This is a genomic window from Burkholderia sp. AU33803 (genome assembly GCF_002223095.1).
GTDB lineage: Bacteria > Pseudomonadota > Gammaproteobacteria > Burkholderiales > Burkholderiaceae > Burkholderia.
In genome coordinates, this window is record NZ_NKFJ01000008.1 from 242,979 (window position 1) to 268,669 (window position 25,691).

General features: G+C 68.1%; 23 protein-coding genes. 13 read left to right on the forward strand and 10 right to left on the reverse strand.

Annotation, left to right across the window (positions count from 1 at the left end):
• Positions 1-9: 9 nt before the first annotated feature.
• The 5 genes from CFB41_RS32615 to CFB41_RS32635 all read right to left on the reverse strand — a co-directional run bounded on the left by CFB41_RS32615 (position 10) and on the right by CFB41_RS32635 (position 2,823).
• Positions 10-1,410 carry an ATPase gene (locus tag CFB41_RS32615; RefSeq protein ID WP_089444315.1) on the reverse strand — a complete coding sequence of 467 codons (1,401 nt, stop codon included), beginning with the start codon at positions 1,408-1,410 and terminating at the stop codon, positions 10-12.
• A 32-nt stretch (positions 1,411-1,442) separates the two neighbouring features.
• Entirely contained in the window at positions 1,443-1,982 is a 540-nt protein-coding gene (locus tag CFB41_RS32620; protein WP_089459439.1) for a prepilin peptidase, read from the reverse strand.
• A 28-nt stretch (positions 1,983-2,010) separates the two neighbouring features.
• Positions 2,011-2,217: a Flp family type IVb pilin gene (locus CFB41_RS32625; protein WP_089459440.1), complete on the reverse strand. Its 207-nt coding sequence runs from the start codon at positions 2,215-2,217 to the stop codon at positions 2,011-2,013.
• A 91-nt stretch (positions 2,218-2,308) separates the two neighbouring features.
• The gene (locus tag CFB41_RS32630) at positions 2,309-2,491 is read right to left on the reverse strand and encodes a Flp family type IVb pilin (protein ID WP_089444318.1); all 183 of its coding nucleotides are present in this window, start codon (positions 2,489-2,491) and stop codon (positions 2,309-2,311) included.
• A 140-nt stretch (positions 2,492-2,631) separates the two neighbouring features.
• A complete protein-coding gene (locus tag CFB41_RS32635; protein ID WP_089459441.1) occupies positions 2,632-2,823 on the reverse strand; it encodes a Flp family type IVb pilin in 192 nt (63 codons plus the stop codon).
• A 1,053-nt stretch (positions 2,824-3,876) separates the two neighbouring features.
• Here CFB41_RS32635 and CFB41_RS32640 point away from each other — a divergent pair.
• The 6 genes from CFB41_RS32640 to CFB41_RS32665 all read left to right on the forward strand — a co-directional run bounded on the left by CFB41_RS32640 (position 3,877) and on the right by CFB41_RS32665 (position 9,724).
• On the forward strand, positions 3,877-5,118 hold the full coding sequence (locus CFB41_RS32640; RefSeq protein ID WP_089459442.1) for a glycosyltransferase family 87 protein: 1,242 nt from the start codon (positions 3,877-3,879) through the stop codon (positions 5,116-5,118).
• A complete protein-coding gene (locus tag CFB41_RS32645) occupies positions 5,115-6,494 on the forward strand; it encodes a glycosyltransferase family 87 protein (protein ID WP_089459443.1) in 1,380 nt (459 codons plus the stop codon). Before CFB41_RS32640 ends, CFB41_RS32645 begins: the two co-directional genes overlap by 4 nt.
• Before the next feature lie 24 nt (positions 6,495-6,518).
• Positions 6,519-7,562 (forward strand): glycosyltransferase family 2 protein, encoded by a 1,044-nt coding sequence (locus CFB41_RS32650; protein WP_089459444.1) that lies wholly within the window; start codon positions 6,519-6,521, stop codon positions 7,560-7,562.
• Positions 7,563-7,577: 15 nt separating this feature from the next.
• Positions 7,578-7,961 (forward strand): GtrA family protein, encoded by a 384-nt coding sequence (locus CFB41_RS32655; RefSeq protein WP_089459445.1) that lies wholly within the window; start codon positions 7,578-7,580, stop codon positions 7,959-7,961.
• 303 nt (positions 7,962-8,264) lie between these two features.
• The gene (locus tag CFB41_RS32660) at positions 8,265-8,768 is read left to right on the forward strand and encodes an inclusion body family protein (protein ID WP_011349899.1); all 504 of its coding nucleotides are present in this window, start codon (positions 8,265-8,267) and stop codon (positions 8,766-8,768) included.
• 65 nt (positions 8,769-8,833) lie between these two features.
• Positions 8,834-9,724: an AidA/PixA family protein gene (locus CFB41_RS32665; protein ID WP_089459446.1), complete on the forward strand. Its 891-nt coding sequence runs from the start codon at positions 8,834-8,836 to the stop codon at positions 9,722-9,724.
• A 28-nt stretch (positions 9,725-9,752) separates the two neighbouring features.
• Here CFB41_RS32665 and CFB41_RS32670 read toward each other — a convergent pair whose 3' ends face one another.
• Both CFB41_RS32670 and CFB41_RS32675 read right to left on the reverse strand, forming a co-directional pair.
• Positions 9,753-10,691: an ABC transporter substrate-binding protein gene (locus CFB41_RS32670; protein WP_089459447.1), complete on the reverse strand. Its 939-nt coding sequence runs from the start codon at positions 10,689-10,691 to the stop codon at positions 9,753-9,755.
• Between the two features lie 99 nt (positions 10,692-10,790).
• Positions 10,791-11,909 (reverse strand): TauD/TfdA family dioxygenase, encoded by a 1,119-nt coding sequence (locus CFB41_RS32675; protein WP_089444325.1) that lies wholly within the window; start codon positions 11,907-11,909, stop codon positions 10,791-10,793.
• A gap of 435 nt (positions 11,910-12,344) precedes the next feature.
• Between CFB41_RS32675 and CFB41_RS32685 the strand changes: the two genes are divergently transcribed.
• Both CFB41_RS32685 and CFB41_RS32690 read left to right on the forward strand, forming a co-directional pair.
• On the forward strand, positions 12,345-13,790 hold the full coding sequence (locus CFB41_RS32685) for an MFS transporter (RefSeq protein WP_089459448.1): 1,446 nt from the start codon (positions 12,345-12,347) through the stop codon (positions 13,788-13,790).
• A 44-nt stretch (positions 13,791-13,834) separates the two neighbouring features.
• Positions 13,835-15,103, forward strand: a complete 1,269-nt coding sequence (locus tag CFB41_RS32690) for an ATP-grasp domain-containing protein (RefSeq protein ID WP_089459449.1) — start codon at positions 13,835-13,837, stop codon at positions 15,101-15,103.
• Between the two features lie 57 nt (positions 15,104-15,160).
• Here the strand turns inward: CFB41_RS32690 and CFB41_RS32695 are convergent, their stop codons facing one another.
• Complete coding sequence (locus tag CFB41_RS32695) at positions 15,161-16,036, reverse strand: LysR family transcriptional regulator (protein ID WP_089444328.1); 876 nt, start codon at positions 16,034-16,036, stop codon at positions 15,161-15,163.
• A 167-nt stretch (positions 16,037-16,203) separates the two neighbouring features.
• Here CFB41_RS32695 and CFB41_RS32700 point away from each other — a divergent pair, with 167 nt between their 5' ends.
• Positions 16,204-17,148 (forward strand): hypothetical protein, encoded by a 945-nt coding sequence (locus CFB41_RS32700; RefSeq protein ID WP_089459450.1) that lies wholly within the window; start codon positions 16,204-16,206, stop codon positions 17,146-17,148.
• A 49-nt stretch (positions 17,149-17,197) separates the two neighbouring features.
• Entirely contained in the window at positions 17,198-18,421 is a 1,224-nt protein-coding gene (locus CFB41_RS32705) for an acetyl-CoA carboxylase biotin carboxylase subunit family protein (RefSeq protein WP_089459451.1), read from the forward strand.
• Positions 18,422-18,491: 70 nt separating this feature from the next.
• On the opposite strand, the gene CFB41_RS32710 is transcribed toward CFB41_RS32705, so the two are convergent.
• The gene (locus tag CFB41_RS32710; protein ID WP_089459742.1) at positions 18,492-19,016 is read right to left on the reverse strand and encodes a GNAT family N-acetyltransferase; all 525 of its coding nucleotides are present in this window, start codon (positions 19,014-19,016) and stop codon (positions 18,492-18,494) included.
• 501 nt (positions 19,017-19,517) lie between these two features.
• Between CFB41_RS32710 and CFB41_RS32715 the strand changes: the two genes are divergently transcribed.
• The 3 genes from CFB41_RS32715 (at position 19,518) to CFB41_RS32725 (ending at position 23,816) form a co-directional block, all read left to right on the forward strand.
• Positions 19,518-20,720 carry an AAA family ATPase gene (locus tag CFB41_RS32715; protein WP_089459452.1) on the forward strand — a complete coding sequence of 401 codons (1,203 nt, stop codon included), beginning with the start codon at positions 19,518-19,520 and terminating at the stop codon, positions 20,718-20,720.
• A 4-nt stretch (positions 20,721-20,724) separates the two neighbouring features.
• Entirely contained in the window at positions 20,725-22,449 is a 1,725-nt protein-coding gene (locus CFB41_RS32720) for a cobalamin biosynthesis protein CobT (protein ID WP_089459453.1), read from the forward strand.
• 257 nt (positions 22,450-22,706) lie between these two features.
• Entirely contained in the window at positions 22,707-23,816 is a 1,110-nt protein-coding gene (locus CFB41_RS32725) for an alpha/beta fold hydrolase (protein WP_089459454.1), read from the forward strand.
• A gap of 46 nt (positions 23,817-23,862) precedes the next feature.
• Here CFB41_RS32725 and CFB41_RS32730 read toward each other — a convergent pair whose 3' ends face one another.
• Positions 23,863-25,632, reverse strand: a complete 1,770-nt coding sequence (locus tag CFB41_RS32730; protein ID WP_089459455.1) for a histidine kinase — start codon at positions 25,630-25,632, stop codon at positions 23,863-23,865.
• Positions 25,633-25,691 lie beyond the last annotated feature (59 nt).

The window sequence follows — 25,691 nt, forward strand, 5'->3', positions numbered from 1 at the left end:
AGAAACCGCTCAACCGGTGACGTAGGTGCGCCCGCCGCGCTCGACGGGTGGCGGATGGCCGCCGTCCCGTTCAGGCACCGTGCCGAAATAGCTCGCCCAGGCGTCGTACAGCGCGTCGTGGGTCACTTCGGGCGGATCGCCGCGGTAACGCGCGCCGGCGGCGACGAGACGCAGCAGGTCCGCCGGGAAGCAGGCGAGAAACGCCTTGCCGGTCGGCAGATGCAGCCGATGCAGCAGATAGTCGAACGCATCGCTCGCCGAGACGAGACCGAGCGATGCGCAGGCCGCGTGGTACACGGCGCGGTAGTCGTCGATCGACAGCGCACCGACGTGCAGCTTCGAGCCGAGCCGGCGCAGGAACGCGTCGTCGCCCAGTTGCTCCGGCGACAGGTTGCTCGAGAACACCGGCCAGACGTCGAACGGCATCACGAAGCGGTTGCCGGATTCGAGCGTCAGTAAATCGACGCCGCGATCGAGCGGGCGCAGCCAGCGATTGAGCAGGTCGCGCGGCTCGACGCGCTGGCGGCCGAGATCGTCGACGACGTACATGCCCATGTTCGCCTTCATGTGCGGCGGCGCCTGGTAGAAGCCGGCAACCGGGTCGCGGCGCAGGTCGAGCTCGTCGAGCGTCAGTTCGCCGCCGGACATCACGACCGGCCGCTCGCACAGGCGCCAGCGGCGATCGACCGCCTGGCCGCCGGGTTGCGACGCCGCGTCGACATGCACGAGCGGGTCGTAGACCTGAATCACTTCGCCGGCCACGCAGATCGCATGCGGCACCGGCACGTAGCCGTGCATCAGCGAGCCGAGCCGCTCGGCGAGAAAGGTCTTGCCGCTGCCGGCCGGGCCATGGATCAGAAGCGGACGCCCCGCATTCAGTGCGGCGGCCGCCGCGTCGAGCACCGACGTGTCGATCACGATGCCTTCGAACGCGGCCCACACGTCGTTCTGGCCGATGTGCAGCATGCGTACCGAATGCGCGGCCACGCAGGCGAGATATGCGTCGAGCGTCACCGGCGCGGGCCCGCTGTAACCGTTGCGCGCCTGCTCCTCGAGCGCACTCACCCGGCCCGCATCGGTCAGGCGGAACGTCACGTCGAGATCGGTCGCCCCGCGATGCGTGAGTTCGACGAGGCGCTCGCGTACCAGGAACGCAAAGACGTCGTCGAGTACCGCGAGCGGAAGGCAGTGCCGCTCGACCAGGTCGCCGTAGGTCGGGCGGCCGAGCATCAGCGTCGACTTCAGCACGAGCCCGGCAACGAACGTCTTGCTCAGACCCGTTTCCTCGAGCGTGCGCGGCGCCACCGGCGGCTGCGCGCCCAGCTTCGTATGCGCCTCCCGCGACGGCAGCGGATCGGGCAGACGGGCCACCTGCGCGTCGCGTCTCGGTTCGGTAGGGTTCGTGTTCATGGTCGCTCCATCCTCGTTGCGGATGCGTCGCGTCACGCGTACGACGCGAACAGCATGCCCAGCGTGCCGGCCGCGATCGCCACGCCATACGGCAGCGAGCCGACCGACGTGATTGCCGCGGGGCCGTCGGCGGCCTCCGCACGCGTGCCTCGCGCATGCCGCGCGAGCAGCGCGCGGACATTCGTCCACATCTGGCGCATCCGCCCGCGCAACAGCACGACCGCGAGTGCACCGACCCCGCCGGCCACGAAAGTGGCCAGCACGATGTACACCGTCATCTGCGCGCCGACCCACGCACCGATCGCGAGCATCAGCTTCACGTCGCCGGCGGCCATCCCGCGCAACAGGTAGAAGGGCAGCAGCAGCGCGAAACCGGTCGCCGCGCCGGCAAGCCAGCCGAGTGCGCCTGCCAGGACACCGTGCAGCAGGCACTGGGCGACCAGCGCGCCGACGAGGCCGAGCGCGACGAGCGGATTCGGAATGCGGCGGGCGGCGAGATCCGTGCCGGCCGCGGCGACCGCGAGCAGCGTCACGCACAGCGGAATCGGGTAAGGCGGCGCAACGGGTAGCATGGCGAACCTCGCGAAGCGAATCGAAGGATCAGGAAACCATCGCCAGTGCGGTGGCCGCGGCAGCCATGACGGCCGTTGCGATCACCGCGTACGTATCGGCAAGCGAGCCCGTCAGCGTGACTGCGCTGCCCAGCAACGCGACGGCGAACGTCGCGGCGAGGAACGCATACTCGATCGACGCCACGCCCTGCTCGTCGCCGATCTCGAGGCTTGCGACACGCGCGCTGGTTCGCATGACGGTCTCCGGTTCCGGGTGATCAGATGCGTGGGAGCGGCTCGAACGCTGCACCGGCCGAGCCGTCCGCACGCTCTGCTTTCCAACGGCCTCAAACGGCCGCGGTCAGGTCGGCAGCGATCGTGGTGAACACGGTCTTGAGCTGCGTGCCGACCGCGGTGACGGCGACGATGATGCCGACGGCGATCAGCGCGGCGATCAGGCCGTATTCGATGGCGGTCACGCCGTCTTCATCGCGAACGAAACGGGCGGCTTGTTGAATGAACTTGGACATGGTGATCTCCTTGCGTGGTGACTTTCAAAGCCCTCGCGTGCCGGCTGGTCGGATGACCGTGCATCGGTACATCGAGGTGGTGTGTTGATGCCGTGTGGTGCCGACGCGCGATTCGGATGCACCGTTCGTCGTACCGTCCTTCAAAGTGCCGTGACCGCCGAGTCCAGCTTCGCGGTGATCGTGCTGAACACGGTCGACAGGTCCGTACCGATCGCCGTCAACGCGACGACGAGGCCGAGCGCGATCAGTGCAGCGATCAGGCCGTATTCGATGGCCGTCACGCCGTCCTGATCCCGATCGAACCAGGCGATCTTTTCGATGACTCGTTTCATCCGTAATCTCCTTTCGGACTGCTATGAATTACCCTTCGTCGTTCACGACGTCGGGACGGGCACCACCGGCACTACTCGAGAAAAATGGAACGCGCCGCTCAGCTGCGGGAACGGGGGTGCACACCCCTGTCCGTGCGAACGGGTATCAGCGAGGCAGAAGGCGAGAGAGGCGTGTACGGCGCGACCGGCCGGATGAACCGGACGACCCGATCGACCCGAACGGCACGACAGCCGTTCGACGCATGGAATCCGGTTGAACGGGAAACAAACTCCCGGCAAATCTGCAATATGTCTTTAACGCGGCTTGCGAGCCGCGGTGCGCTGTGGTCTTTCATTTTTATTCCCCGTATTCGGTCATGCCGATTTCTTGTTGCCCTGAAGATACCGGGTCACAACGGTCATTCGACGAATGCTTGCGAAGTGAATCGACCTGGAGCTGCGTGTTCCCCGACGCGCTCCGGCCTTCCTTTCCGCAGGCGATTCCGAAGCCGGTTCCTTCTGTCCTTTTGCCGGAACCGCCCGGTCGTCACCTCGTCGACTGCCGTGCCAACGCTTACGCAAAGAGCAGGCCACCTTGAGCGAAATCGAGGCGCAGCAAGGGTTCCGGCGATGCGGGTGCGTCCCGGCCCGGGCCCCGGTACGCAAAATGTTTCAAAATTGATCTATGTTTTTTCGCAAGCGTTGTAAGCCGGAATGCCCGCCGCCGCGTTGCGACAAGGAGCAAAAATTTCTGCTCGGGATTTTCCCGAACGCGCGAAGCGGCCTGCGTTGCCCGCGACCGCCGCGATTCGGAGCCGGTCAAAATGCCCGAATGTTTCAAAGCAGAAACATGAAATCCGGATTTGCGCATTTCTCATACCTGAAAATCCGGTTTTTACGCGCTGTCCCGAGAAATCCAAACCCCGGCTTTCAGCGGGCGGTTTGCATCACGCGATTTTTTCTTCAACAATGAATTCACCGGACAGCGCCATTTGAGCGCGAATCGATCCGCAGGCACGACCACATCGAACGGCTGCATAAAGCCAGGCAGCCTCTACACACAGACGGGGAATCATGTACACAGCCAATCGTGGTACGCGCGTTCGCGCCATACGCTGTGCTCAATGGCTGACAGCCGACCGCATCGTTCCGTACAGCTGCGTCATGCTGATGCTCTTCGTCGCCCTGGTGATCGTGTGGGGTGTCGTGACCGACGGCTTTACATCAAGCGACGTGACCCGTCCGGGCATGGACTTCTCGGTCTTCTGGACCGCATCGCATCTCGTGTTGCAAGGCCATGCCCCATCGGCCTACGACGCTTCCTCCTTCCTGCAGGCCGAGACCGCGCACTTCGGTGCGTATCTGCAGCATCGGCCGCTTCCCTGGCTCTATCCGCCGACGATGTTGCTGTTCATCGCGCCGGTTGCCCTTGTGCCTTTCCTGCCCGCTTACTTCCTCTTTTCCGCGGGCAGTCTTTTATGCTACGCGTTCGCCATCTCGCGGTTGTCGGGGTTGCGCGCGCATCTTCCCGTGCCGCGTGCCGCGGCGCTCGTCGTGGCCGCGTATTCGGCCGTGTGCATGTCGGCGCTGTTCGGCCAGAACAGCATCCTGACCGCCGGCCTCGCCGCACTCGCGCTGCATCTGCTCGGCAAGCGTCCGGTCGTGGCCGGCGTGTTGATCGGGCTGCTCGCGATCAAGCCGCAACTCGCCGTGGTGTTTCCGTTCGCGCTGATCTCGGCGCGGGCGTGGCGCGCGTTCGGGGCCGCGGCCATCACCGCGATGCTGTTCGCGGCGGCCGGGGTCGCGCTCACCGGCACCGGCGCACTGCATGGACTCGGCCAGGCCGTGGCGACGGTGCGCGACCAGCATTTCATGCTGCCGTCGTACTGGCTGGCGTCGCCGACACCGTTCGCCGCGCTGCGGCTCGCCGGCGTCTCTGTGCCGACCGCACTCGCCGCGCAAGCGGCAATCGCGCTGCTCGCCATCGCGGCGACCGTCGACGTGTGGCGCCGCACGCCCGACCTGCGCTTGAGGAGCGCCGTACTCTCCGTCGCCACCTTGTTGATTACGCCCTATCTGTGGCACTACGAACTGACCTGGCTCGGCATCGCGATCTTCTGTCTGATCGCCCATGGTTTCGATGAAGGCTGGCTGCCCGGCGACCAGGCCGTGATCGTGCTCGCGTGGCTGCTGCCGATCTTCGAGATGCTGAACCGGTTGATGAAGCTGCCGCAGATCGGCCCGATCGTCCTGCTTGCCGTGCTGTTCGTCGTCGTTCGCCGCACGGCCCGGCGCTCGCCCCGGGATTCGCAATGAAGACGCCCCTTTTCGTTCGCCATGCCCATCCTTCAATGGCTGCGCATCCCGAACTCCCGATCGCCGGCCCGCGCCGCTATCCTCACTGGCTCAATCGCGATCGCGTGCGCATCTATGCCTTCGGCGTGTTGCTGACCGAACTGCTGTTCATCGGTATCTACATTGCGCGGCTGGTCCTGCAGCATGGCGCCGCGCTGGTTCCGCTGTCGCAGGATTTCTCCGCGATCTGGAGCGCGGCCTGGCTCGCCGCGCACGGGCGCGCCGCCGACGTCTGGCATTTCAAAGCGTTGTTTGCGATCCAGCAACTCGCCGTACCGAGCATGAATCTCGAGGACGGCGCACTTCTGTGGCTTTATCCGCCCTCCATGCTGCTGCTGGTCCTGCCGCTTGGCTGGCTTCCGTACACGCTGGCGGTCGTGCTCTGGCTCGGCGTCACGTACGTGCTGTTCGCCGTCGTCATTCAATCGACCGTGCAGCGCGGCACCGCGTGGCTGTGCGCGCTGGCCTTCCCCGCCGCGTTCGTGACCCTCGTCGTCGGGCAAACCAGCCTGCTTACCGCGACGCTCGGCGGCCTGGGCCTGCTGCTCCTGAATCGCCGCCCCGTATGGGCCGGGATCTGCTTCGGCATGCTGATGATGAAGCCGCAGATGGCCATCCTGTTCCCGCTCGCGCTGCTGTGTGCCGGCCAGTGGCGTGCACTGGCCGCATGGGCGGCGACGATTGCCGCCTGTGTCGTGCTCGCCACGCTCGCGTTCGGCGTCGATTCGTGGATCGCATTCGCACACGGGATGCACGGCGTGTACCAGGTCGTCAGCACCGGCCATGCGAAGCTCGCACGGATGCCGACCGTGTTCGCGCTGGCCGCAATGGCAGGCTGGCCCGCCATCGTCGCCACCAGCCTCCAGCTGCTGTCTGCCGCGACCGCGGCCCTCGCCGTCATCTACGCCTGGCGCGGCGCCTGCTCGTACGCACTGCGCGCCGCGACCCTCGCCTGCGCCTGCCTGCTCGTCAGCCCCTACCTGTACGACTACGACCTGACCTGGTACGGCATCGTGATCGCGTGGTACGCCCGCTATGCGTGGACACACGGCTGGCGCCGCTTCGATCGCGAATGGCTGCTGCTGCTGTGGCTGATGCCGCTCGCGGGCCTCGCGGTCGTGCCGCATCTGTCGTTCCAGTTCATGCCGCTCGTCACGCTGGCGTCGCTCGCGCTGCTCGTCAGCCGGATCGCCCGGGAACGACACGACGTGCCGTCGATGCCGGACGCCCGCGACAACTCGACCGAAACCGCGTTCACCCATCAGGCCCGAACGCACCACCGCCCGGCGTACGGAATGCGCCGCACCGGCCGACCGACCATCGGCGTGCATCGGTGAAACGACATCACAAGGGGAATCACCATGCGGGAACCACTCTATACACCGCTCATCTCGCTGGTCGTGCCGTTCTACAACGAAGGCGAGGCCGTCGAGCACTTCTTCGACGTCGTGATGCCGCTGATGACGTCCATCGACGCGATCCGTTTCGAGATCGTCTGCGTGAACGACGGCAGCCGCGACGACACGCTCGACCGGCTGATCCGGATCAGCAGCGCCGAGCGGCGCGTGCGCGTGATCGACCTCACCCGCAACTTCGGCAAGGAAGCGGCGCTCACGGCCGGCCTCGACGAAGCGCTCGGCGACGCGGTGATCCCGCTCGACGCCGACCTGCAGGATCCGCCGAGCCTGATCCCCGTGATGATCGAGCACTGGCGCGACGGCGCGGAAGTCGTCGCCGCGAAGCGCAGCAACCGCGCGTGCGATTCGTACGCGAAACGCACGGCGGCCGCGATCTACTATCGCGTGCACAACCTGCTGTCGGACGTGAAACTACCGGAGAACGTCGGCGATTTCCGGCTGATGGACTGCAAGGTCGTGAACGCGCTGCGCAACCTGCCCGAGCGGCATCGCTTCATGAAGGGGCTGTTCGCGTGGGTCGGCTACCGCACCGTGATCGTCGAATACCAGCGCGACGCACGCAGCGCCGGGCACTCGAAGTTCTCCGGCTGGAAGCTGTGGAATTTCGCGCTGGAAGGCATCACCAGCTTCAGCACCGTGCCGCTGCGCAGCTGGACCTACATCGGCGTCGGCATCGCCACGCTCGCGTTCCTGTACGGCGCGTTCATCATCGTCCGCACGCTGCTGTTCGGCAATCCGGTGCTCGGCTACGCATCGCTGATCTCGGTCACGCTGTTCATCGGCGGGATCGAGCTCATCGGGATCGGTGTCGTCGGCGAATACGTCGGGCGGATCTACGACGAGTCGAAGCAACGGCCCGTCTACCTGATCCGCCGCCGCTACCAGGCGCACGGCAAGGTGATCGAACTCCCGGTCGCGCGCGATGCGCGCCGCCAGATCGCCCGCCGGCGCGTGCAGCCGACCCGTGCGCGGATCGGCGCACGCTGACCCGTGCCGACGGCCATGATCGCCCTGCTCCAGGCCGAGCGCACGCGGCTCGTGCGCTTCGGCGTGTCCGGGCTCGGCTCGACCGCGATCCACACGCTGGTGGCCGCGGCGCTGTTCGCGCGGTTCGATGCGACGCTGGTGACGGCGAACGCGATCGCCTTCCTCTGCGCGACGGCCTTCTCGTATCTCGCGAATACGCTGTGGAGCTTCTCGTCGACGGTGCGCACGCGCAACGCGCTGCGCTTTCTCGCGGTCACGCTGGCCGGCTTCGTCGAAACGATGCTGCTCGCGCGGGCGGCCGAAGCGCTCGGAAGCTCCCGAGGGATGAGCATCGTCACGATCGCACTGCTGGTTCCGCCGACCACGTTCGCGCTGCACCGGCTGTGGACCTACCGGTAAGCCATCCCGCTCCCTTTCCGCCACGCCCGGAATTAATCGGCCGCTCCATTAACAGGTTCAATGTCGCTATATTTATGTAACGCATCGAGCCGATTGAATCCGATTTTAAAATTACCGTCCGAAATAATATTAATACCCTGTTTACCTTTACAGCTTCCGGAATTAACCGAACGGGATAATCTGCATTCGCCATCTCGCCTGCACGTGCCTTGATCGGTACGAAGCCTTGCAGGACAAGGCGATGGCGGCCGCACGAAGAAATTCGCGCAACAATAAGTCCCATTCATTCAAACGGGAGCTTCTATGTCACGCGTTACCGATGTGCTCGTCTCATTCGACACCGAAACCATTCTCAAAAAATATCCGAATCCCAGCAAGAACCCGGCCGCACCGACGCTGATCGACTGGCGCTATGTCTATATGGTGACCAACCAGGACAACGTCATCTCCGGGCAGGCGGGCGGCGAACTCGACCTGAAGGCGCAGGTCGGCGACCTGATCCGCTGGCGTGAAACGAGCCTGTCGCTGGGCTTCGAGAACCAGGTCGTGTTCTACAAGTTCGTCGGCAACGTCGGCAACGAACTGATCTCGACGCCGACGCCGCGCGTCGCGGAGGCGTCCATTCCGGTGCCGAACACCAGCAAGCCCGAGGTGCCGACCTGCCAGAAGGTCGCGAACTACTACTGGTCGTCGGAATGCCTGAAAGTCGGCCGCGTGACGTACCACTTCCAGTTCCAGATCATCGATCGCAACTGCCAGAGCCAGGGCTGCTTCTCCTGGGATCCGTTCATCTCGATCCATAACTGATCGCGGCAGGCGGGCGGCCGCGCGGCGGCTGCCCGCGTCATCCCCTTGTTGCGGAGGAAGCGCTCATGTCTGGTCTTCGTTGCGATGTGCTGGTGATCGTCGACGCCGTCACGTTGCTGTCGGCCTACCCGGAGGCAAGCCGGGACCCGGCCGCACCGACCGTGATCGACGGCCGGCACCTCTATGTGGTGAGCCCCGGCGGCGGCGCGCAGCTCGGCCACAACGACAGCCGCCTCTTTACCGGCCTGTCGCCGGGCGACCAGCTGCGCCTGCGCGAAACCGCGCTGGCCCTGCGCGCCGAGGTGAGCGTGCTGTTCGTCCGGTTCACGTTGAAGGAGGCGGGCATCGTCGCGCCGATCGAACCCGAAGTGCGCGACGCGGCCACGCCCGTGCCGGATGCCGACGACCTGCTGCATCCGCCGTGCCATCCGATGAAGGACCACTACTGGCGCAGCAACGTGCTGGCCGCGGGCGCCACCACGTGTACGGCCGACTTCGGCGTATACGACCGTGACGGCAACGTATCGGGCTATTTCCGCTGGGAAACGTCGATCGAGATCGCGGGGAGCGGGCCGGACACGAAGCAGCCCGGTTTCAAGCCGTCGTCGGATCGCAATGGTCACTTCACGCTGCCGCCGAATACGGCGTTCAAGGCGATCTTCTACGCGAATGCCGCCGACCGGCAGGACCTGAAACTCTTCGTCGACGATGCGCCGGAACCGGCCGCATCGTTCGTCGGCAACAGCGAGGACGGCGTCAGGATGTTCACGCTGAACTCGAAGGGCGGCAAGATCCGGATCGACGCGTCGGCCAACGGCAGGCCATCCGCGACCGATGCGCGCCTCGCGCCGCTGTCCGCGGGCGACTCCGTCTGGCTCGGCTGGCTGGGCGCCGAGGACGGTGCCGATGCCGACTACAACGACGGCATCGTGATCCTGCAGTGGCCGATCACGTGAGCGTCGCGGCAATCGGCACGTGGGCGGTTCAGGTGCGCGGCAGCCCCGGCGGATTGGTCTGCGACCGCTCGATCGCTTCGGCGTCGAGGCTCCAGCGGCCGAGCACCTTCCGGTAGCTGCCGTTCGCGATCAGCGCATTGATCGCGACCGTCAGCGGATCGGCGAGGCCGCTGCCCTTGCGCGTCGTGATCGCGATGTCCGCGGTGCGCGGCCAGCCGCCGCTCACCGTGCCGATCAGCTTCGCATCGCCGCGCAGCGACGCCTGGTACGCGAGCATCGAATTCACGCTGAAGATCGTGTCGACGCGCCCCGACTGCAGCGCGACCCACCGCTCGGCCGCATCGGCGTAATACTGGATCTCGACCGGCGCGAGGCCGCGCGCGACGTTCTGCCGGTTCCACTCGAGCAGGATCTTTTCCTGGTTCGTGCCCGAATCGGTCACGACGCGCAGCCCGGCAACATCTTTCGGCTCGCGGATCGCGGCGATCCGGCTGCCGTTCTTCACGTAGAAGCCGAGCTGATCCTTGCGGTAGGTCGAGAAGTCGAATTTCTCCTTGCGCTGTTCGGTCACCGTCACGTTCGAGATCACCGCGTCGACCTTGCCGGACTGCAGCGCGAGCGGCCAGTCGGCCCACGACAACGGCACGAGCTTCAGCTTGCGGCCGATGCTGTCCGCCACGAGCTGCGCGAGATCGGGATCGAAGCCGACCACCGTTCGCGCATCGGTCGCATAGGTGCTGAGCGGCGGCAGGTTCGGCGCGATGCCGATCGTCAGTGTGTTCGCCTCGGCAAAGCGGAAGCCGGCCGGCAACGCCTGCTCGACTGCCGGGTTCAAGCTGCCGCGCAGCCGGCCGGGCTGCTCGGGACTCAGGTCGAACGTCGCGGCCTGCGCGGCCATGCTGCTGCCGACCAGGACGGCGGCCAGCACGCGAACGACGTGCGCAACGGGGAATGCTGTTCTTCTCATGTCTTCCGGATTCCTTTATTTTTTGATGGTGCGGGCGCGGAACGCGGGCGGAACAGAACGATTGTCACCGTCCGTCGCCGCCTGGCGTTCACGGCCCGCTCAGGCGGGCGTCGCTTCGAGTTCGGCCGCGGCCGCGCGTTGCGTCACCGGTTGAGCAACCGGCGCCGGGCGCGTTGCTTGCGACTCGCCCGCATACAGCGCCTTCGGATCGAACACGCGCGCCTGCAGCGGCGTGAATGCGCGGAAGTTCCACAGGCTGCGCGCGACGAACACGCGCTGCACCCAGCGGAATGCCCGGTCGTTCTCGTCGTATTGCGGATCGAAACGGTCGCGCGAATGCAGCGTGAAATGATTGTTGATCAGCACCAGCTTGCCCGGTTGAATCTGCACGCCGAACGACACCTCGCGCACCGCGCGATACAGGTTGGCCAGCGCCTCCTGCGCGCGCGTGTTGACCGCCAGCACCATGTCCGGATAGAACGCGACCGTCACGCGCGGCGCCTCGAGCGGCCCCGACAGCACCGCGCTCAGGTCGGTGTTGTCGCGCGGCGTCGGCGCCGCTCCGCGCCACCGGTACGGCACGCGGATGATGTAGTGCTCGCCGTAGAGTTGCGCGATATCGTCGGGCGACAGCAGCTGCAGCGCGCGACGCGCATCGGCGAGCCGCGTGTACGGGCCGCCGCCGGCTTCGCTGCGCACGCCGAGCAGCAGCAATGCGAACGGCGACGTGTCGCCTTCCGGCATGTGCGCCTGCGCGGCGTTCTCGATATGGAAATCGAGCTCGACCTCGGAGCCCAGGCCCGTATAGTCGCGCGCGGTCGCCTTGTGCGGCGTGAGGTTGTTCACGAGCTCGCGGCCTTCGTGCGCAATCGAATACGGCTCGCCGGCCAGCGTGCTCAACGCGACCAGCACGTTCTCGCTCAACACGCCGGCCTTGAACGAGCGGCCGGTTTCCTCGAACCGCGGGCTGCCCGTCACGTCGTCGTCGATCGGCAGGTTGTCGATCTCGATCGAGCCGTGCGCATCGGCGGTGGGCGCCTTCGCGCGATCGAACGCGTCGACGACCCGGTCGGGAAACGCGGTGTAGGCAAGCTTGCGCACCGCGCTGATGTAGCCCGCGCCGCCCGCCGGATCATAGGGCAGTGCGCCGAGCGTCGTGCGGATATGACTGGATTCCGCTGCCGTCAAAACGATGCGTTCATCTGCGAGATAGGTCATAGGTCTCTCGTATAAAGATCGGAGGTCGATAAGCGGTATGGCACTACCGCCGCGCGTGGCCATCCTCGGGGCCCGGCGCTCGACAAGACTAGGAGACCGTCATTGCATTTCGAAATGATATTAATTCGATTGCAAACAAAAATTTTCGATATAAGTTCAGCAACGCGGCGAGCGGCAGGCCGCGTCGTTCGCACCGTCGCTTAACACGAATGGTTGTTAAATAATCGACGGTTATTATTTGTATTCGCTAACGGGTCGATGCTAGTTTTCTGTCGGATTCGACGATGCGCCGGCCGTCGATCGGCAGCCGGCGCCCTTCCTCCGCCCCACGGAAACCCGTTAGATGAACCGATTCCATCTGCTGCGCAGGTCGCCCGGAACCGACGCGCCGTTGGCTGCGTGCCGCCCTACCCGCCACGCGGCGCGGAGGGCCCGATGAGCGATCGCGCGCCGGCACTCGAGCGCACGGTGGCCGCCGGCGCGCCGCCGCATCGCACGTCGCTGCGCGCGATCTTCCCGACCGTCGCGGCCGCGAGCCTCGGCTTCGCGATCGTCCAGCTCGACGTGACCGTGGTCAACGTCGCGATTCCGAGCCTCGGCCATTCATTCGGATCGAGCGTCCACGGGCTGCAATGGATCGTCGATGCGTACACGCTGTCGTTCGCCGCGCTGCTGCTGACGTCCGGCACGCTGGCCGACCGCTTCGGCAGCCGCCGGCTGTTCGCATACGGCCTCGCGTTGTTCCTGCTGGCATCGCTCGGCTGCGCGCTCGCACCGTCGCTGATTGCGCTGATCGCCGCGCGTGTCGCGCAGGGCGTGGGCGCCGCGATGATCCTGCCCACGTCGCTCGCGCTCATCACGCATGCGTGTGCCAACGATGCGGCCGCCCGGGTGCGGGCCGTCGCGTGGTGGAGCGCGACGGGCGGCGCGATCAGCGCGGCCGGGCCGACACTCGGCGGCCTGCTGATCGATTCGCTCGGCTGGCGTGCGATCTTCTTCATCAATCTGCCGATCTGCGCAGGCGGCCTGTGGCTCACGCTGCGCCATGTGCGCGATTCGGCCGCCGCGCGCACGCGGCTGTTCGATCCGGCCGGCCAGATCGTCGCGGTGCTCGTGCTCGCGCTGCTGACGGGCGGGATCATCCGGGCCGGCGCACAGGGGGTTCGCGATCCGTATGCGGCCGGTGCGCTGGCCGCGTCGGTCGTGCTCGGCGCGCTGTTCGTCGCGATCGAGCGGCGCGTGGCCGCGCCGATGCTGCAGCTCGCCTTCTTCCGGATCGCGCGCGTGCCGGGCGTGCTCGCGATCGGCGCGATCACGAATGCCGCGTTCTACGGGCTGATCTTCTCGCTGAGCCTCTATTTCCAGAACGCGCGCGGCTTCACCGCGACCGAATCGGGGCTCGCGCTCGCGCCGCTCACGATCATCATGCTCGCCAACATCGCGAGCGCGCGTCTCGCCGTCCGCCATGGCTTCCGCGCGACCGTCATCGTGGGCCTCGCCGTGTCGCTCGCGGGCTACGTGTGGCTGTGGCAGACGCTCGGCGCGCACACGCCGTATGCGCTGCTGGCGCCCGGGCTCGCGGCGATGGCAATCGGCGGCGGCATCGCGATTCCCGCGCTGACGTCGACGATGCTCGGCAGCGTCGAGGCCAGCCGCGCGGCCACCGCGTCGGCGATCCTCAATACCGCGCGCCAGGTGGGCGCAGCTGTCGGCGTCGCGGCGCTCGGCGCGCTGGTCGCGGGCCAGCGCGCGGCGATCGTGGCCGGCGCGGCACGCGGGTTCGCGGCCGCGGCCGTGCTCGTCGCCCTCTGCATCGTGCTGGCCACGCGCTGGCCCGGCGAGGCGCCCCGCGGTGCACCCGATAGCGGCCCGCGGGCCTGAGCCCGAGCCCCCTTCAACCGATCCCCCAGCCCAGCGAGGAATCCATGCCGCATCGTTTCATCGATACCGTCCTGATCGTCGACGGCGCGTCGACCGCCGCCTATCTGGCGCCCGCGTTCCGCGCCTACGGCATCCGTTGCGCGCACGTGATCAGCGACCCCGACCTGCCGGAAATCTACCGGAACCAGTTCGTCCCGTCCGACTATATCCGCCAGGTCCAGCATCACGGCGATATCGACGCGACGCTCGCGCAGTTGAGCGACCTGCGGATCGGCGCGGTGCTGCACGGCCTCGACGCGGCGCTGGAGCTGGCCGACACGCTCGCCGAACGGCTCGACGTGCCGACGCGCAATCCGCTCGCGACGTCGGCCGCGCGGCGCGACAAGTACGCGATGAACGAGCGCATTCGCCAGGCCGGCCTGCGTGCGCCGGCTCATTTCCACAGCACGTCGGTCGACGCCGCCCTCGAATGGGCGCGCGCATACGGCAAGCTGCCGCTCGTGGTGAAGCCGGCGCGCAGCGCAGGCGTGACCGGCGTGAAGATCTGCCGGACGCTCGACCAGGTCGAGGCCGCCGCGCGCGACGTGCTGGCCACCCGTTCGCTGTACAACCAGCCGAACGACGACATCGTGATCCAGAGCTATTCGGAGGGGCAGGAATACATCGTCGATTCGGTGTCGTTCGAAGGCCGCCACCGGGTGGTCAGCCTGTGGGAAGTGCACCGCGACCGCACGCATGCGCCGCGGCTCGACAAGATGCTGGTGCTGAATCACGCCGATCGGCGCTACGCGCCGCTGCTCGACTACGCGGCCGCCGTGCTCGACGCGCTGGACGTGCGCTTCGGGCCGACCCATCTCGAACTGTTCGACACGGCCGACGGCCCGACGATCGTCGAGCTGAACGCGCGGCTGCACGGCAGCCTCGATCCGCGGCTGACGAGCGCGGTCAGCGGCGAGAATCATGTGTCGGCTGCCGTGGAGGCCGTGCTGCACCCGGAACGGCTGTTCGGTGACGTCAACGCGCCGACGGATTTTCGCGGTTACTGCGGGCACGTGCTGCTGCTGTCGTCGCGCAACGGCGTGCTGCGGCAGGACTTCACGTGGCAGGCGATCCAGGCGCTGCCGTCGTTCGTCGGGCTCAAGCAATGGGCGAAGGTGGGCGACACGCTACGCGTGACGACCGACCTGCAGACGGCGCTCGGCACGGTCGGTCTTTACAGCCCGACGTTCGAGCGGCTGCTGGAGGATTGCCGGCGGATTCGCGAGATCGAGGCTGAATTCTTCGCGGATGAACGGGCGGTCGTGCCGGCGTAGCGCGATCGGCGCCGCGCGCGGTGCGGTGCGCCGAGCCGCGCGCCGAGTTGCGCGCCGCTAGCGCCCGAGCAACGCCCCCGCCTGCCGCCCCAGCACCGCGCGCAATGTCTCGAGCTCGGGCAGCTCGGGCGCTGCTTCGGACGTGACGAGATAGGTCGTCACACTGTCGAGATCGTCGAACGCATGCGCCCGGAGTTCCTTGCGCGCCACGTGCTCGGTCGTGATCCGCTTCGGCAGGATCGCGACGCCCATGCCGGCCGCCACGCAGCCGAGGATCGCGCCGAACGTGCCGAACGACGCCACCGACTCGATCGCGATGCCGCGCGCCTTCAGCCAGTGCTCCGCGACCGCGCGATACGGGCAGCCGTCGTGAAACGCGAGCAGCCGCACCGGGTGGTCGGCCAGCACCTGCCGCCGCGTGGCCGTGGTCGCGCTCACCAGCACCATCTCTTCGGCGAACGCCGGCTCGTAGCGCAACCCGGGGCGCACGACCGCGCGCGCGGTGAGCGCGGCGTCGATCCGGCCGCGCAGCAGCGCGTCGGCCAGATCCGGTTCGCTGCCGATCTGCACCGCCAGGCCGAGCGCCGGGTCGCGCGCCTTCAGCGCAGCGGCGAGCGCCGGCAGCCGCGTGGCCGCCGTGCTTTCCATCGAGCCGAGCCGGAAGCTGCGCGCGACCGGTGCTTCGCGCACCACCTGCGTCGCTTCGTCGACGAGGCGCAGGATGCGATCGCAATACGGGATCAGCCGGCGCCCCGCGTCGTTCAGCACCAGCCGCTTGCCGTGCCGGTCGAACAGCGGCGCGTCGAGCGACGCTTCGAGCAGGCGCAGCCGCGCGGTGACGTTCGACTGCGTGCAGCCGAGCCGTTCGGCCGCGCGCAGTGCGCTGCCTTCCTGAACGACGGCCCGGAAGGTTTCGAGCAGAGGGATGTTCATATCACTTTCTCTTGTTACTGATCACGGTAATATCATTTTACTTCGCCAAAATTCCGGATTAGCCTTGCGGATACCCGGTGCCCGACGGCCCGCTCCCGAGGAATCCGCATGCCCTTCTCCGCCTGCCCAGGTCGCACGACCGTCCGCCGTCGCTCCGAGGCGTGCCCGTGCGCGCGCTGATCGCCGCGCTGGTGCGGCGCGGCCCGACCGTGCTCGCGTGCGGCGTCGGCCTCGGGCTGCTGGTGCCGCCCCTCGCGGATCTCGCGCGGCCGCTGATGCCCGTCACCGTGTTCCTGTTCGTGCTCGGCACGCTGCTGCGCGTCGAGCCCAGCGCGGTGCGCGCGGTCGCGCGGCGGCCAGCCGTGTCGCTGCTGCTGCCCGCCGCGACGATGATCGCGTGCCCGGTCGCGCTCGGCATCGCCGCGCGGCTCGCCGGCATGCCGTACGACTGGGTCGTCGCGCTGGTGATCGCGTACTGCGCGCCGCCGTCGAGCGGCACGTCGACGATCGCGCGGATGCTGTCGCTCGACGCGAGCGTCGCGCTCGTCGCGACCCTCGCGTCGATGGTGTTCGTGCCGCTCACCGCGCCGCTGCTGACGGCCTGGTTCAGCCACGATGCGGCCGTGTCGATTTCCCCTTTGACGCTCGCGTGGCGGCTCGCGCTGCTGATCGGCAGCGCCGAGGGCGTCGCGCTGCTCGTGCGGCGCTTCGCCGGCTCACGGCTCGACCGCTATGCGACGCCGATCGATGCGACGGTCGTCGTCGCACTGCTGGTGTTCGCGCTCGGCACGATGGCCGGCATGCAGCAATCGATCATCGACGCGCCGCACCGCGCATTGACCGCGATCGCCCTCGCGTTCGCCGTCAACGCGGGCTTCCAGGTCATCGCGTACGGGCTCACGCCCGGCGATGTCCGCACGCGGCTCAATGTCGCGCTGATCGTCGCCAATCGCAACGTCGGGCTGATGTGGGCCGCGCTCGGGCTCGCCGCGACGCCCACCATGGCGCTCGTGTTCACCTGCGCGCAGTTGCCGATCTACACGCTGCCGCGCGTCGTCCAGCATCTGCTGCCGCGCCTCGAAGCACAGCGCCTGCGCCGCCGTGCGCGCTAGCCGGCACGCGATGCCGTTCCCTTCTTCCGCCTTCGATCAAGGATCCATCATGAAGCGACTCATCGTGATCGGCGCCCGCGCCACCGGCAGCAGCCTCGCGCTCGTGCGTGGCGCGCTTGCGCGGCAAGTGGCCGTGACCGTGATCACCGCCCCCGGGCACCGTCTCGACGGCGTCTTTCCGGCGGGCGTCGAGACCATCAACCTCGAACCCGATGCCGGCCAGCTCGCCGGCTGGCTGCGCACGCGCTATCCGGACGCGCTCGACACGCTGCGCGTGACGACCGCGCACGACACCTACGCGCGCACCGCCGCGTGGGTCGCCGACGCGCTCGGCCTGCCCGGCCCCGATGCGCGCCACGTCGCGCACGCGGTGTCGAAGTCGAACCAGAAGGCGCTGCTCGCCGCGCACGGCATCCCGGCCGCGCAATTCGTCACGGGCACGCTGGCCGCGCCGGCGGCGCTCGCGGCCGCGGCCGACCCGCTGCGTTTCCCGGTCGTCGTCAAGCCGTCGGAAGGCTCGGCGAGCGATGGCGTGCGGCGCTGCGAGAGCATCGCCGAGGTGCGTGCGCAGCTCGACGCCCTCGCCGCCGGACAAGCCGACGCGCAAGCGCTCGCGACCGAACGCGTCGTGATCGAGGAATTCCTGAGCGGCAGCGAATACTGCGTCGAGTTTTTCGACGGCCGGTACGTCGGCGCGCTACGCAAGCTGAAACGGCACGGGGCGGGCTTTCTCGAGCGCGGCTATACGTCCGAACTCGACCTCGCTGCAAGCACGCTGCGCGCGCTGATCGACGTCGGGTCGCGCGCCACGGCGGCCGCCGGGCTGACCTGGGGGCCCGTGCACCTGGACTGCATCGTGCACGACGGCGTGCCGCACGTGATCGAACTGAATCCGCGCATCGCGGGCAGCTTCATCTGCGACATCGTGCGCGACGGCTATGGCTTCAACGTGGTCGAAGCATTGCTCGACAAGCTCGACGGACGCCCGGTGGAGATTCCCGCGCTGTTCGAACCGCATGCATATGCGCGCGCCGAATTCCTGCTCGACAGCGATCCCCGTGCGTGGCGTTTCGCGCAGGCGGGTGAGATTCGCGACGGCACGGTCACGATCAGTTACGGGCCGCAGGTGCTGCCCGATCGCGAGCGGCGCGCGTTTCTTTATGTGCGGGTGGCGCTGCCGGTCGCGCACGGTGTGGAGGGTGCGCCCGCGCATTCCGGTTCGTCGGCCCACGGGCATCCCGTCGGGCAGCCCACCGTTTCCGGCCAGGCGTAAGACGATCGACTCGATGCCTTCCCGGGCTCGACCGCAAGCCGCCGTGCCGCGTGGCTTCGGTCAGGCGCCGTCACAAACGACGCCCCAGCAACTGCCCCGGCCACCCTTCCACGTCGAAGGGTGCAATTCGCTCATAGCCGCACGACTCGTAGAAACGTACCAGCGCGCCGGTCCCGCCGCCATAACAGTCCACCCGCAAGCGCGCGACCCCGGCCGCGCGGGCACGCTCGTCCGCGAAGGCCATCAGGCGCCGGCCGATACCCCGCGCCCGCGCATCGCGCGATGCCACCAGCACGCGCACGTAGATTTCCGGCTCGGTCGCGGGCGGCACGTAGGGCATCGACTCGCCGAGGATCAATGCGCCGAGGACGCGGCCGTCCTGATCTTCTGCCACCCACGCGTCGGGCAGCGCGCAGGCGTCGGTCACGAGCGCAATCCGCCGGGGTTGCGTCGACCAGGGCTCGCGGCCCCATTGCCCGTCGTTGCCGATGGAGACGAACCACGCAATCACGTCGTCGAATATCGCCAGCACGGCCGGGGCATCGAGTGCGCTGGCACGACGGATCCTCATCTTGTCCACGCCTGTCGACGTCACGTTCAACACTCCTTCGCCAGCGTCATCAGCCGGCGCGCAATGGGATGTCACGCCGGGCTGCCCAGCGACACGCGATGGAAGCCCGACGATCAAGCCTGCTACGGTACTGACATTCCACCCGATTGATCAAGGTGTGGCGGCCCGCGATTCGACGTGACGGGTTGTTTTCGTGAAAAACCCGGAAGATGGGCGCAAGGCGGAGGGGGGTCGATCGACCTTCGCATGCAGGTACGTGGCCGCGCCCCTACCAACGAGCCACTCTGCTGCCGACGAATCAGCACGGCAAACGTGGTTCGAGGCGTAGCAAGGAAGCCGAAAGATCGTGCTGCAGCGCATTGCCCACGGCGCTCGCCCGATCCGGCGCACCGACGCGCCGCCTGCTCCGCCCCGGATCACAGCGGATCGATTCCTGCGCGAATGTCGCCGTTCACGGCAAAAATATACAATCGACGCGATGCACCGCAGGCATGAAGCGCCAGCCGCCCACTCTCGCTCGCCACCATGAACGCACCCGCTGATTCCACCTCTTCCGCCCCGTCGGTACTCGGCGTCTATCGTCAACCGGCGGACCCGTCCGCCGGGCAATGGATCGTCAGCCGCGCCGAACGCGCGCACCTGTACCGCATCCAGCATCATCGGCCTGACGGCAGCACCTCGGTCGATACGGTCGTCGATGCGGACAACCTCGATGCGAAGCTGCACAAGTGGATCCAGGAGGGCTTCGTCCGGCGTGAAGCCGGCGATCGCGCGGCGCCCGCTCATCGCGGCGCGTTCATGCAGGCGCTGCGAAGCGCGCACGCGTCGCGACCGGCGGCAACCGGCGCTGCGGCCCACGTCGCGCAGGTGGGCGGCGTGCCGATGCCGCGCGGCCCGGGCGGGCCGCTCGTGCCGCCGCTGAACCCGGCCTACCTGTTCACCGCGCGCGTGACGAACGTGCTGGAAGACATCGTCGAGAACCGGCGCATCCTGCTGATCGGCCACACCGGCACGGGCAAGACGAGCCTCATCGAGCAGGCCGCCGCGCTGACCGGCCACGGCGTGCTGCGCTCGAACATGAACGGGCAGACGACGGTCGGCGACTTCGTCGGGTTCTGGACCGTCAAGGGCGGCGAGACGATCTGGGTCGACGGCGTGCTGCCGACCGCGATGCGTGACGGGCTGTGGCTCATCGTCGACGAGATCGACTTCGCGGAACCGGCGATCCTCGCGGTGCTGACCGCCGTGCTCGAACCGGCCGGCCGCTTGTTGCTGAAGGAAAAAGGCAACGAGATCGTCGTCCCGCATCCGTCGTTCCGGCTGTTCGCGACCGCCAATGCGGTGGGCGCGATGGGGCAGTTCCGCCATCTGTACCAGGGCGCCAACGTGATGAACGAGGCGTTTCTCGACCGCTGGCGCGTCTACCGCCTCGACTACCTGCCGCCGCCCGACGAGGCGCGCGTGCTGCAGCGCACGTTCGGCCCGGCCATGACCGCGGCGATGGCCGACACGCTCGCGGCCGTCGCGGCCGACTGCCGCGCCGCGTTCGTCCGTGAGGATCTGGCCAGCGCGTTCTCGACGCGGCGCCTGATCGACTGGGCCGAGCTGATGCTGCGCACCGGCGATCCCGAATCGGCCGCCGGCCCGACGATCTATGCGAAGGTCGGCACGGAAGACGCCGACCTGATCCGCAGCATCATTCGCCACTACATCGACGTCGAGGCCTGACGCGATGGACCGGGACGACGACGCGCGGTCGCTCCACCTGACCCGGCTGGCCCGCACGCTCGCGCAACGGCACGGCCTCGAGGTGCGGTTCGCGCGCCACGGGCCCAGTGCGCAGCGCGACCTGCTGGTGCTGCCCGACACGCTGCTTGCCGGCGACGACGACGTCGACGTCGACGTCGACGACGATGCGATCACCGGCCTCGTCGACCTCTACGCGGCACGCGTCCGTTTCAGTGCGATCGATGACCTTGCCGCCCTGGCGTCGCCCGTGGTGCGGGCCATTGCGCAGGCGATCGACGACCGGCGCGCGGCCGGCCGCCTCGCCGCGCTCTATCCCGGCGCGACGACGTTCCTGCGGCGGATGCGCGCGACGACGGCCGCCGACACGCTCCATCGGTGGTCGCGCATGGCGTGGCGCGACAGGCTGGTGTGGCGCATCGAACGGGCGCTGTGGGACGAACCGCCGCCTGCCATCGAGCGCGTGCCGTCGCTCGACGCGACGATGGCCGCAGCGGGCGATCTCGTCGACGCAGCGCGTGCAGCCACATCGACCGCCGACAGCATCCGCGCCGCGCACCGGATCGTCGAACGCGTGCGCGCGCTGGCGTCGGCCGGTGCGAACAACATGATGTTCACGGCCGATCCGGGCAGCACGATCGACAGCGACAGCATCGCCGCCGAATTCGAGTCGGACGGACAGCACGCGCCGGACGACTCCCGTGCGCCCGTTTCCGCCGAATCGGGCGCCGGGGCGATCGCCGACACGGCATCGTCCACCGAAGCACCGACGCCGGGCGACGCGATGCCGCCCGGCACGATCCGCCTGTCCGCGGACAACCGGCCGCTGCTGTCGGTCCCGCTGACCACCGCGTTCGACACGGTGACGGACTTCACCGGCAACGGCGAACCGGCGCGCTGGCACCGCCTGCGAAGCGCGGCCCGCGCGCAGACCGAGCCGCTCAAGCTGAAACTCGAACGCGCGTTGAAAGTGGACGAGCAGACGCGCTGGAAACGCGAACAGGAACGCGGCGAGCTCGACCGGATGTCGCTCGCCCGCCTCGTCACGTCGCCCGGCTATCGCACGCCATTCCGCGTCCGGCGCGCCGCACCGGGGCGCGACGCGGCCGTGAGCCTGCTGATCGATTGCAGCGGGTCGATGACCGGCAGGAAGATCGAACTCGCCACGCTGTGCGCGGCGGCGCTGTGCGATGCGCTGGCGCAGCTCGGTTTTGCATGCGAAGTGCTCGGCTACAGCTCCGTCGAGGACGCCGCGATGCGCGCGCACTACCAGCGCTGGATCGACGCGGGCCGCGACACGTTCGGCTATAACCGGTTCGTCGAACGGCTCGACCTGCGCGTCTACAAGCGGTTCGATTCCGACAATCCGAGCGGCCTCGCGTGCATCGAATGCGGCCACGAGAATCCCGACGGCGAGGCGTTGAGCTGGGCCGCCGAACGGCTGCTGGCGAAGCGGGCGCGGCGGCGAATCCTGATGGTGCTGTCGGACGGCTATCCGGCCACCGGCGACGGCAACCCGGCGATCCTGCGCACCGACCTGCGCGCCCGCGTCGATGCGCTGCGCGAGCGGCGCGTCGAACTGATCGGTGTCGGGATCCTCGACGATGCGGTCGAAACCTTCTATCCGGTCAGCAGCGTGGTCGAGCATCTGCATGAATTGCCGGGCGCGGCGTTCAGCGTATTGAGCGATACACTGCTGGATCGGCGCTAGCCTCGCGCGCGACAGGGTCGAAGCCCACTTCGATTCGCCGGCGCGTCACATCGGACGGTTAGCATCGCCGATGGCCGACTCGAATCGCCACGCGTACGCAACATCCCGCGTTCCGTTGCATTCGACCGGCCGACCGGTTTCGATGTGCACGCGGCCGGCAGCACGATCCTTGCTCCGCGCCTCCTTTCGATTGTCAACGCGACGGCGGAGTCGGCCGCATCTTCCTGCCATGGTCGGCCGCCGGCACGAAACTGCACATGCCCAGGAAAAAAACCAGCCTCTGGTTGCGGCCCCTCGAACTGCTCTCCGTCGCGGCCGGCGCGCGCCCGACGAAGCGCACGAGCAAGCCGCGACCGGCCGCCAAGCGGGCGGTCAAGCCCGTCGCCCGGCCGGCCGTCACCGTGCGTCCCGCCAGGCGCACCGGCACCGGCACCGCGCATCCCGCGCGCGCCCCGGCGGACAAGTCGCCCGGCACGTGGCTCCGCTCGTTTCATTCCGCCGGCCCGAGCGCCGGCCGCTACGTGAACCATCTCGCCTACGCGCTGTATCTCCCCGCCGCACCGGCGACGACAGCCGGCATGCCGGTCGTCGTCATGCTGCACGGCTGCAAGCAGAGTGCCGAATCGTTTGCCGCGGGCACACGCATGTGCCGTCTCGCCGAGCGCTCGGGGTTCGCCGTGCTGTTCCCCGAGCAAGCCAAGACCGCGCATGCGCACCGCTGCTGGCACTGGCATGGCGACGCGACGGAGTCGGAAGCCGCGGCCGTCACGTCGCTGGTCGACGCCATCGTGCGACAGCACGGCTTCGACCGCGACCGGATCTACCTGGCCGGCATGTCCGCCGGAGCCGGGCTCGCCGCGGCACTGGCGATCCGGTATCCCGACCGCTTCGCGGCCGTCGGCCTGCACTCCGGCCCGGCGATCGCCCCGCCGTCGTCGGCGTTGGCGGCGATGAACCTGATGCGTCGCGGCCTGCGCGACGACCCGATCCGCGCGGTCGAGGCCTGCGCCGACGTCGCGTCCTATCCCGGCATGCCGGCCCTCGTCATGCACGGCGCACTCGATACGGTCGTGACCGACCGGAACGCGACGCAGCTCGGCATCGCGTTCGCGCGGCTCAACCGACTCGTCGACGAGCACGGCGCGATACGGGTGGGCGAGCAACGCACTTATGCGCGCGACGATGCCGACTATGTCGACTACCTGAAGGCCGGGCGTCTCGTCGTCCGGGTCTGCATCGTCCGCCGGCTGCCGCATGCATGGAGCGGCGGCGACCCGCGCGAGCCGTTTCACTCTGCGACGGGGCCGGACGCCACCGCGATGTTCTGGCATTTCTTTCGTCGCCAACACCGCAAGCGGCTGCGCTGACGTGCAACCACCGCGCCGGCCCGTGGCGCGCGACGCCGTCACGCGATCACGCCCGGTGCGCCAGCTCCGCCGTGTTTTCGCGATCGCCGGCGCGCCGGATCGGTATCCGGACGCAGAACGTCGTGCCCCGCCCGGGCTCGCTCGTCACGTCGATGGTGCCGCGATGGCGCTTGACGATGCCGTGCGAGACCGACAAGCCCAGCCCCGTGCCCTGCCCGACCGGCTTCGTCGTGAAGAACGGATCGAAGATCCGCCGGACGACGTCGGGCGTCATGCCCGTCCCGGTGTCGCTGATCGCGATCGACACCTGCTCGCCGTCGCTCGACGTGCGGATCGTGATCACGCCGCGCTCGGGAATCGCGTGCGCCGCGTTCACCAGCAGGTTCATGAACACCTGGTTCAACTGCGACGGCAGGCATTCGACCTGCGGCACGTCGCCGTAATCGCGCACGATGTCGGCCTTGTACTTGAGTTCGTTGTGGACGACGTTGAGCGTGCTTTCCAGGCCCGCGCGGAGATCGACCACGCTCCATTCGTCGCTGGCCGGGCGCGAGAAATCGCGCAGGTCCTGCACGATGCGCCGCACGCGCAGCGCGCCGTCGATCGATTCGTCGATCAGCGTCCCGATCTCGCCGCGCACGTAGTCCAGGTCCGCCGCGCGGCCCGTCGCCGCCAGCGCGTCGCGCGCGGCCGGGTCGAGCTGCGGCAGCGCGGCTTCATGCGCGGCGATCACGTCGAGCAGGCTGCGCACCCATGTCTTCAACGTGTTGAGGTTCGCACTGACGAAGCCGATCGGATTGTTGATCTCGTGCGCGACACCGGCTGCGAGCTGACCGATCGATGCGAGCTTTTCCGACTGCAGCAGCTGCACGTGGGTTTCCTCGAGCGCGTGCAGCAGGCGCCGCTGCTCGTCCTTCTCCTGTTCTAGCCGCGCCTGCGCGGCCTTGCGTTCGTCGATCTCGGTCGCCATGTTCTCGCGCGTGCGCTGCAGCATCGCCGTCGTCTGCTCGTAGCGATGCAGCGCGCGTTCGAGTTCGACGGTGCGCAAGCGCACGAGCCGCTCGAGCGTATCGGTCATCCCGCGCAAAAAGGTTGTGCGCGCATCGAATCGGGTCAACAACAGCGTGACGACCAGCGTTCCCGTCGTGAACAGCGCGACCGTCGTCGCGAGCCACGGCGTATCGACCCCGTTCGCGGCCCCGCACCGCGCGTCCGGCGCGAAATGCGCGGCCGCCATCGCCGTGTAGTGCATGCCGGTGATGCCGACACCCATGATGAAGGCCGCACCGACCCGCTGGGCGGTCGCATGGCGCGCCTGCTGCGCGCGCAACGCCTGTGCGATCCACAACGCGGCCGTCGACGCGATCACCGCGATGCCGATCGACGCGGCGAACAGCGCGGCATCGTAGCGGATGCCCGGCTCCATGCGCATCGCGGCCATCCCCGCGTAATGCATGCCGGCGATCCCGGCGCCCATCAGTACGCCGCCGACCAGCAGCCGCCGCCAGCCCAGCCGTGCGCGCGTGACGACGGTCAGCGCGAAGTACGACACGAGCACGGCAATCGCCAGCGACGCGGCCGTATCCGGCCATGCGTAGCCGAGCGGAATCGGCAGCGAAAACGCAAGCATGCCGACGAAATGCATCGACCAGATGCCGGTGCCCATGGCCACCGCGCCGCCGCCCAGCCACGCATGCTTGATCTTCGGGTTGTCGAGCAGCGCAATGAAGGCGGCCAGGTCGAGTGTCGTATAGGAGGCCAGCGTCGCGATCGCGAGCGACAGCAGGACGAGCGGGAGATGGTAGGTGCCGTGCATGATCGAGCGCCCGAATTGAAGAGAGTGCGTTGCCGCGGCGCGCCGTCGTGCACCGCGGC

Bases quoted from the DNA above. Each gene is read 5' to 3' on its own strand.
- CFB41_RS32615 (WP_089444315.1), bottom strand. From the start codon at position 1,410: ATGAACACGAACCCTACCGAACCGAGACGCGACGCGCAGGTGGCCCGT.
- CFB41_RS32620 (WP_089459439.1), bottom strand. From the start codon at position 1,982: ATGCTACCCGTTGCGCCGCCTTACCCGATTCCGCTGTGCGTGACGCTG.
- CFB41_RS32625 (WP_089459440.1), bottom strand. From the start codon at position 2,217: ATGCGAACCAGCGCGCGTGTCGCAAGCCTCGAGATCGGCGACGAGCAG.
- CFB41_RS32630 (WP_089444318.1), bottom strand. From the start codon at position 2,491: ATGTCCAAGTTCATTCAACAAGCCGCCCGTTTCGTTCGCGATGAAGAC.
- CFB41_RS32635 (WP_089459441.1), bottom strand. From the start codon at position 2,823: ATGAAACGAGTCATCGAAAAGATCGCCTGGTTCGATCGGGATCAGGAC.
- CFB41_RS32640 (WP_089459442.1), top strand. From the start codon at position 3,877: ATGTACACAGCCAATCGTGGTACGCGCGTTCGCGCCATACGCTGTGCT.
- CFB41_RS32645 (WP_089459443.1), top strand. From the start codon at position 5,115: ATGAAGACGCCCCTTTTCGTTCGCCATGCCCATCCTTCAATGGCTGCG.
- CFB41_RS32650 (WP_089459444.1), top strand. From the start codon at position 6,519: ATGCGGGAACCACTCTATACACCGCTCATCTCGCTGGTCGTGCCGTTC.
- CFB41_RS32655 (WP_089459445.1), top strand. From the start codon at position 7,578: ATGATCGCCCTGCTCCAGGCCGAGCGCACGCGGCTCGTGCGCTTCGGC.
- CFB41_RS32660 (WP_011349899.1), top strand. From the start codon at position 8,265: ATGTCACGCGTTACCGATGTGCTCGTCTCATTCGACACCGAAACCATT.
- CFB41_RS32665 (WP_089459446.1), top strand. From the start codon at position 8,834: ATGTCTGGTCTTCGTTGCGATGTGCTGGTGATCGTCGACGCCGTCACG.
- CFB41_RS32670 (WP_089459447.1), bottom strand. From the start codon at position 10,691: ATGAGAAGAACAGCATTCCCCGTTGCGCACGTCGTTCGCGTGCTGGCC.
- CFB41_RS32675 (WP_089444325.1), bottom strand. From the start codon at position 11,909: ATGACCTATCTCGCAGATGAACGCATCGTTTTGACGGCAGCGGAATCC.
- CFB41_RS32685 (WP_089459448.1), top strand. From the start codon at position 12,345: ATGAGCGATCGCGCGCCGGCACTCGAGCGCACGGTGGCCGCCGGCGCG.
- CFB41_RS32690 (WP_089459449.1), top strand. From the start codon at position 13,835: ATGCCGCATCGTTTCATCGATACCGTCCTGATCGTCGACGGCGCGTCG.
- CFB41_RS32695 (WP_089444328.1), bottom strand. From the start codon at position 16,036: ATGAACATCCCTCTGCTCGAAACCTTCCGGGCCGTCGTTCAGGAAGGC.
- CFB41_RS32705 (WP_089459451.1), top strand. From the start codon at position 17,198: ATGAAGCGACTCATCGTGATCGGCGCCCGCGCCACCGGCAGCAGCCTC.
- CFB41_RS32715 (WP_089459452.1), top strand. From the start codon at position 19,518: ATGAACGCACCCGCTGATTCCACCTCTTCCGCCCCGTCGGTACTCGGC.
- CFB41_RS32720 (WP_089459453.1), top strand. From the start codon at position 20,725: ATGGACCGGGACGACGACGCGCGGTCGCTCCACCTGACCCGGCTGGCC.
- CFB41_RS32725 (WP_089459454.1), top strand. From the start codon at position 22,707: ATGCCCAGGAAAAAAACCAGCCTCTGGTTGCGGCCCCTCGAACTGCTC.
- CFB41_RS32730 (WP_089459455.1), bottom strand. From the start codon at position 25,632: ATGCACGGCACCTACCATCTCCCGCTCGTCCTGCTGTCGCTCGCGATC.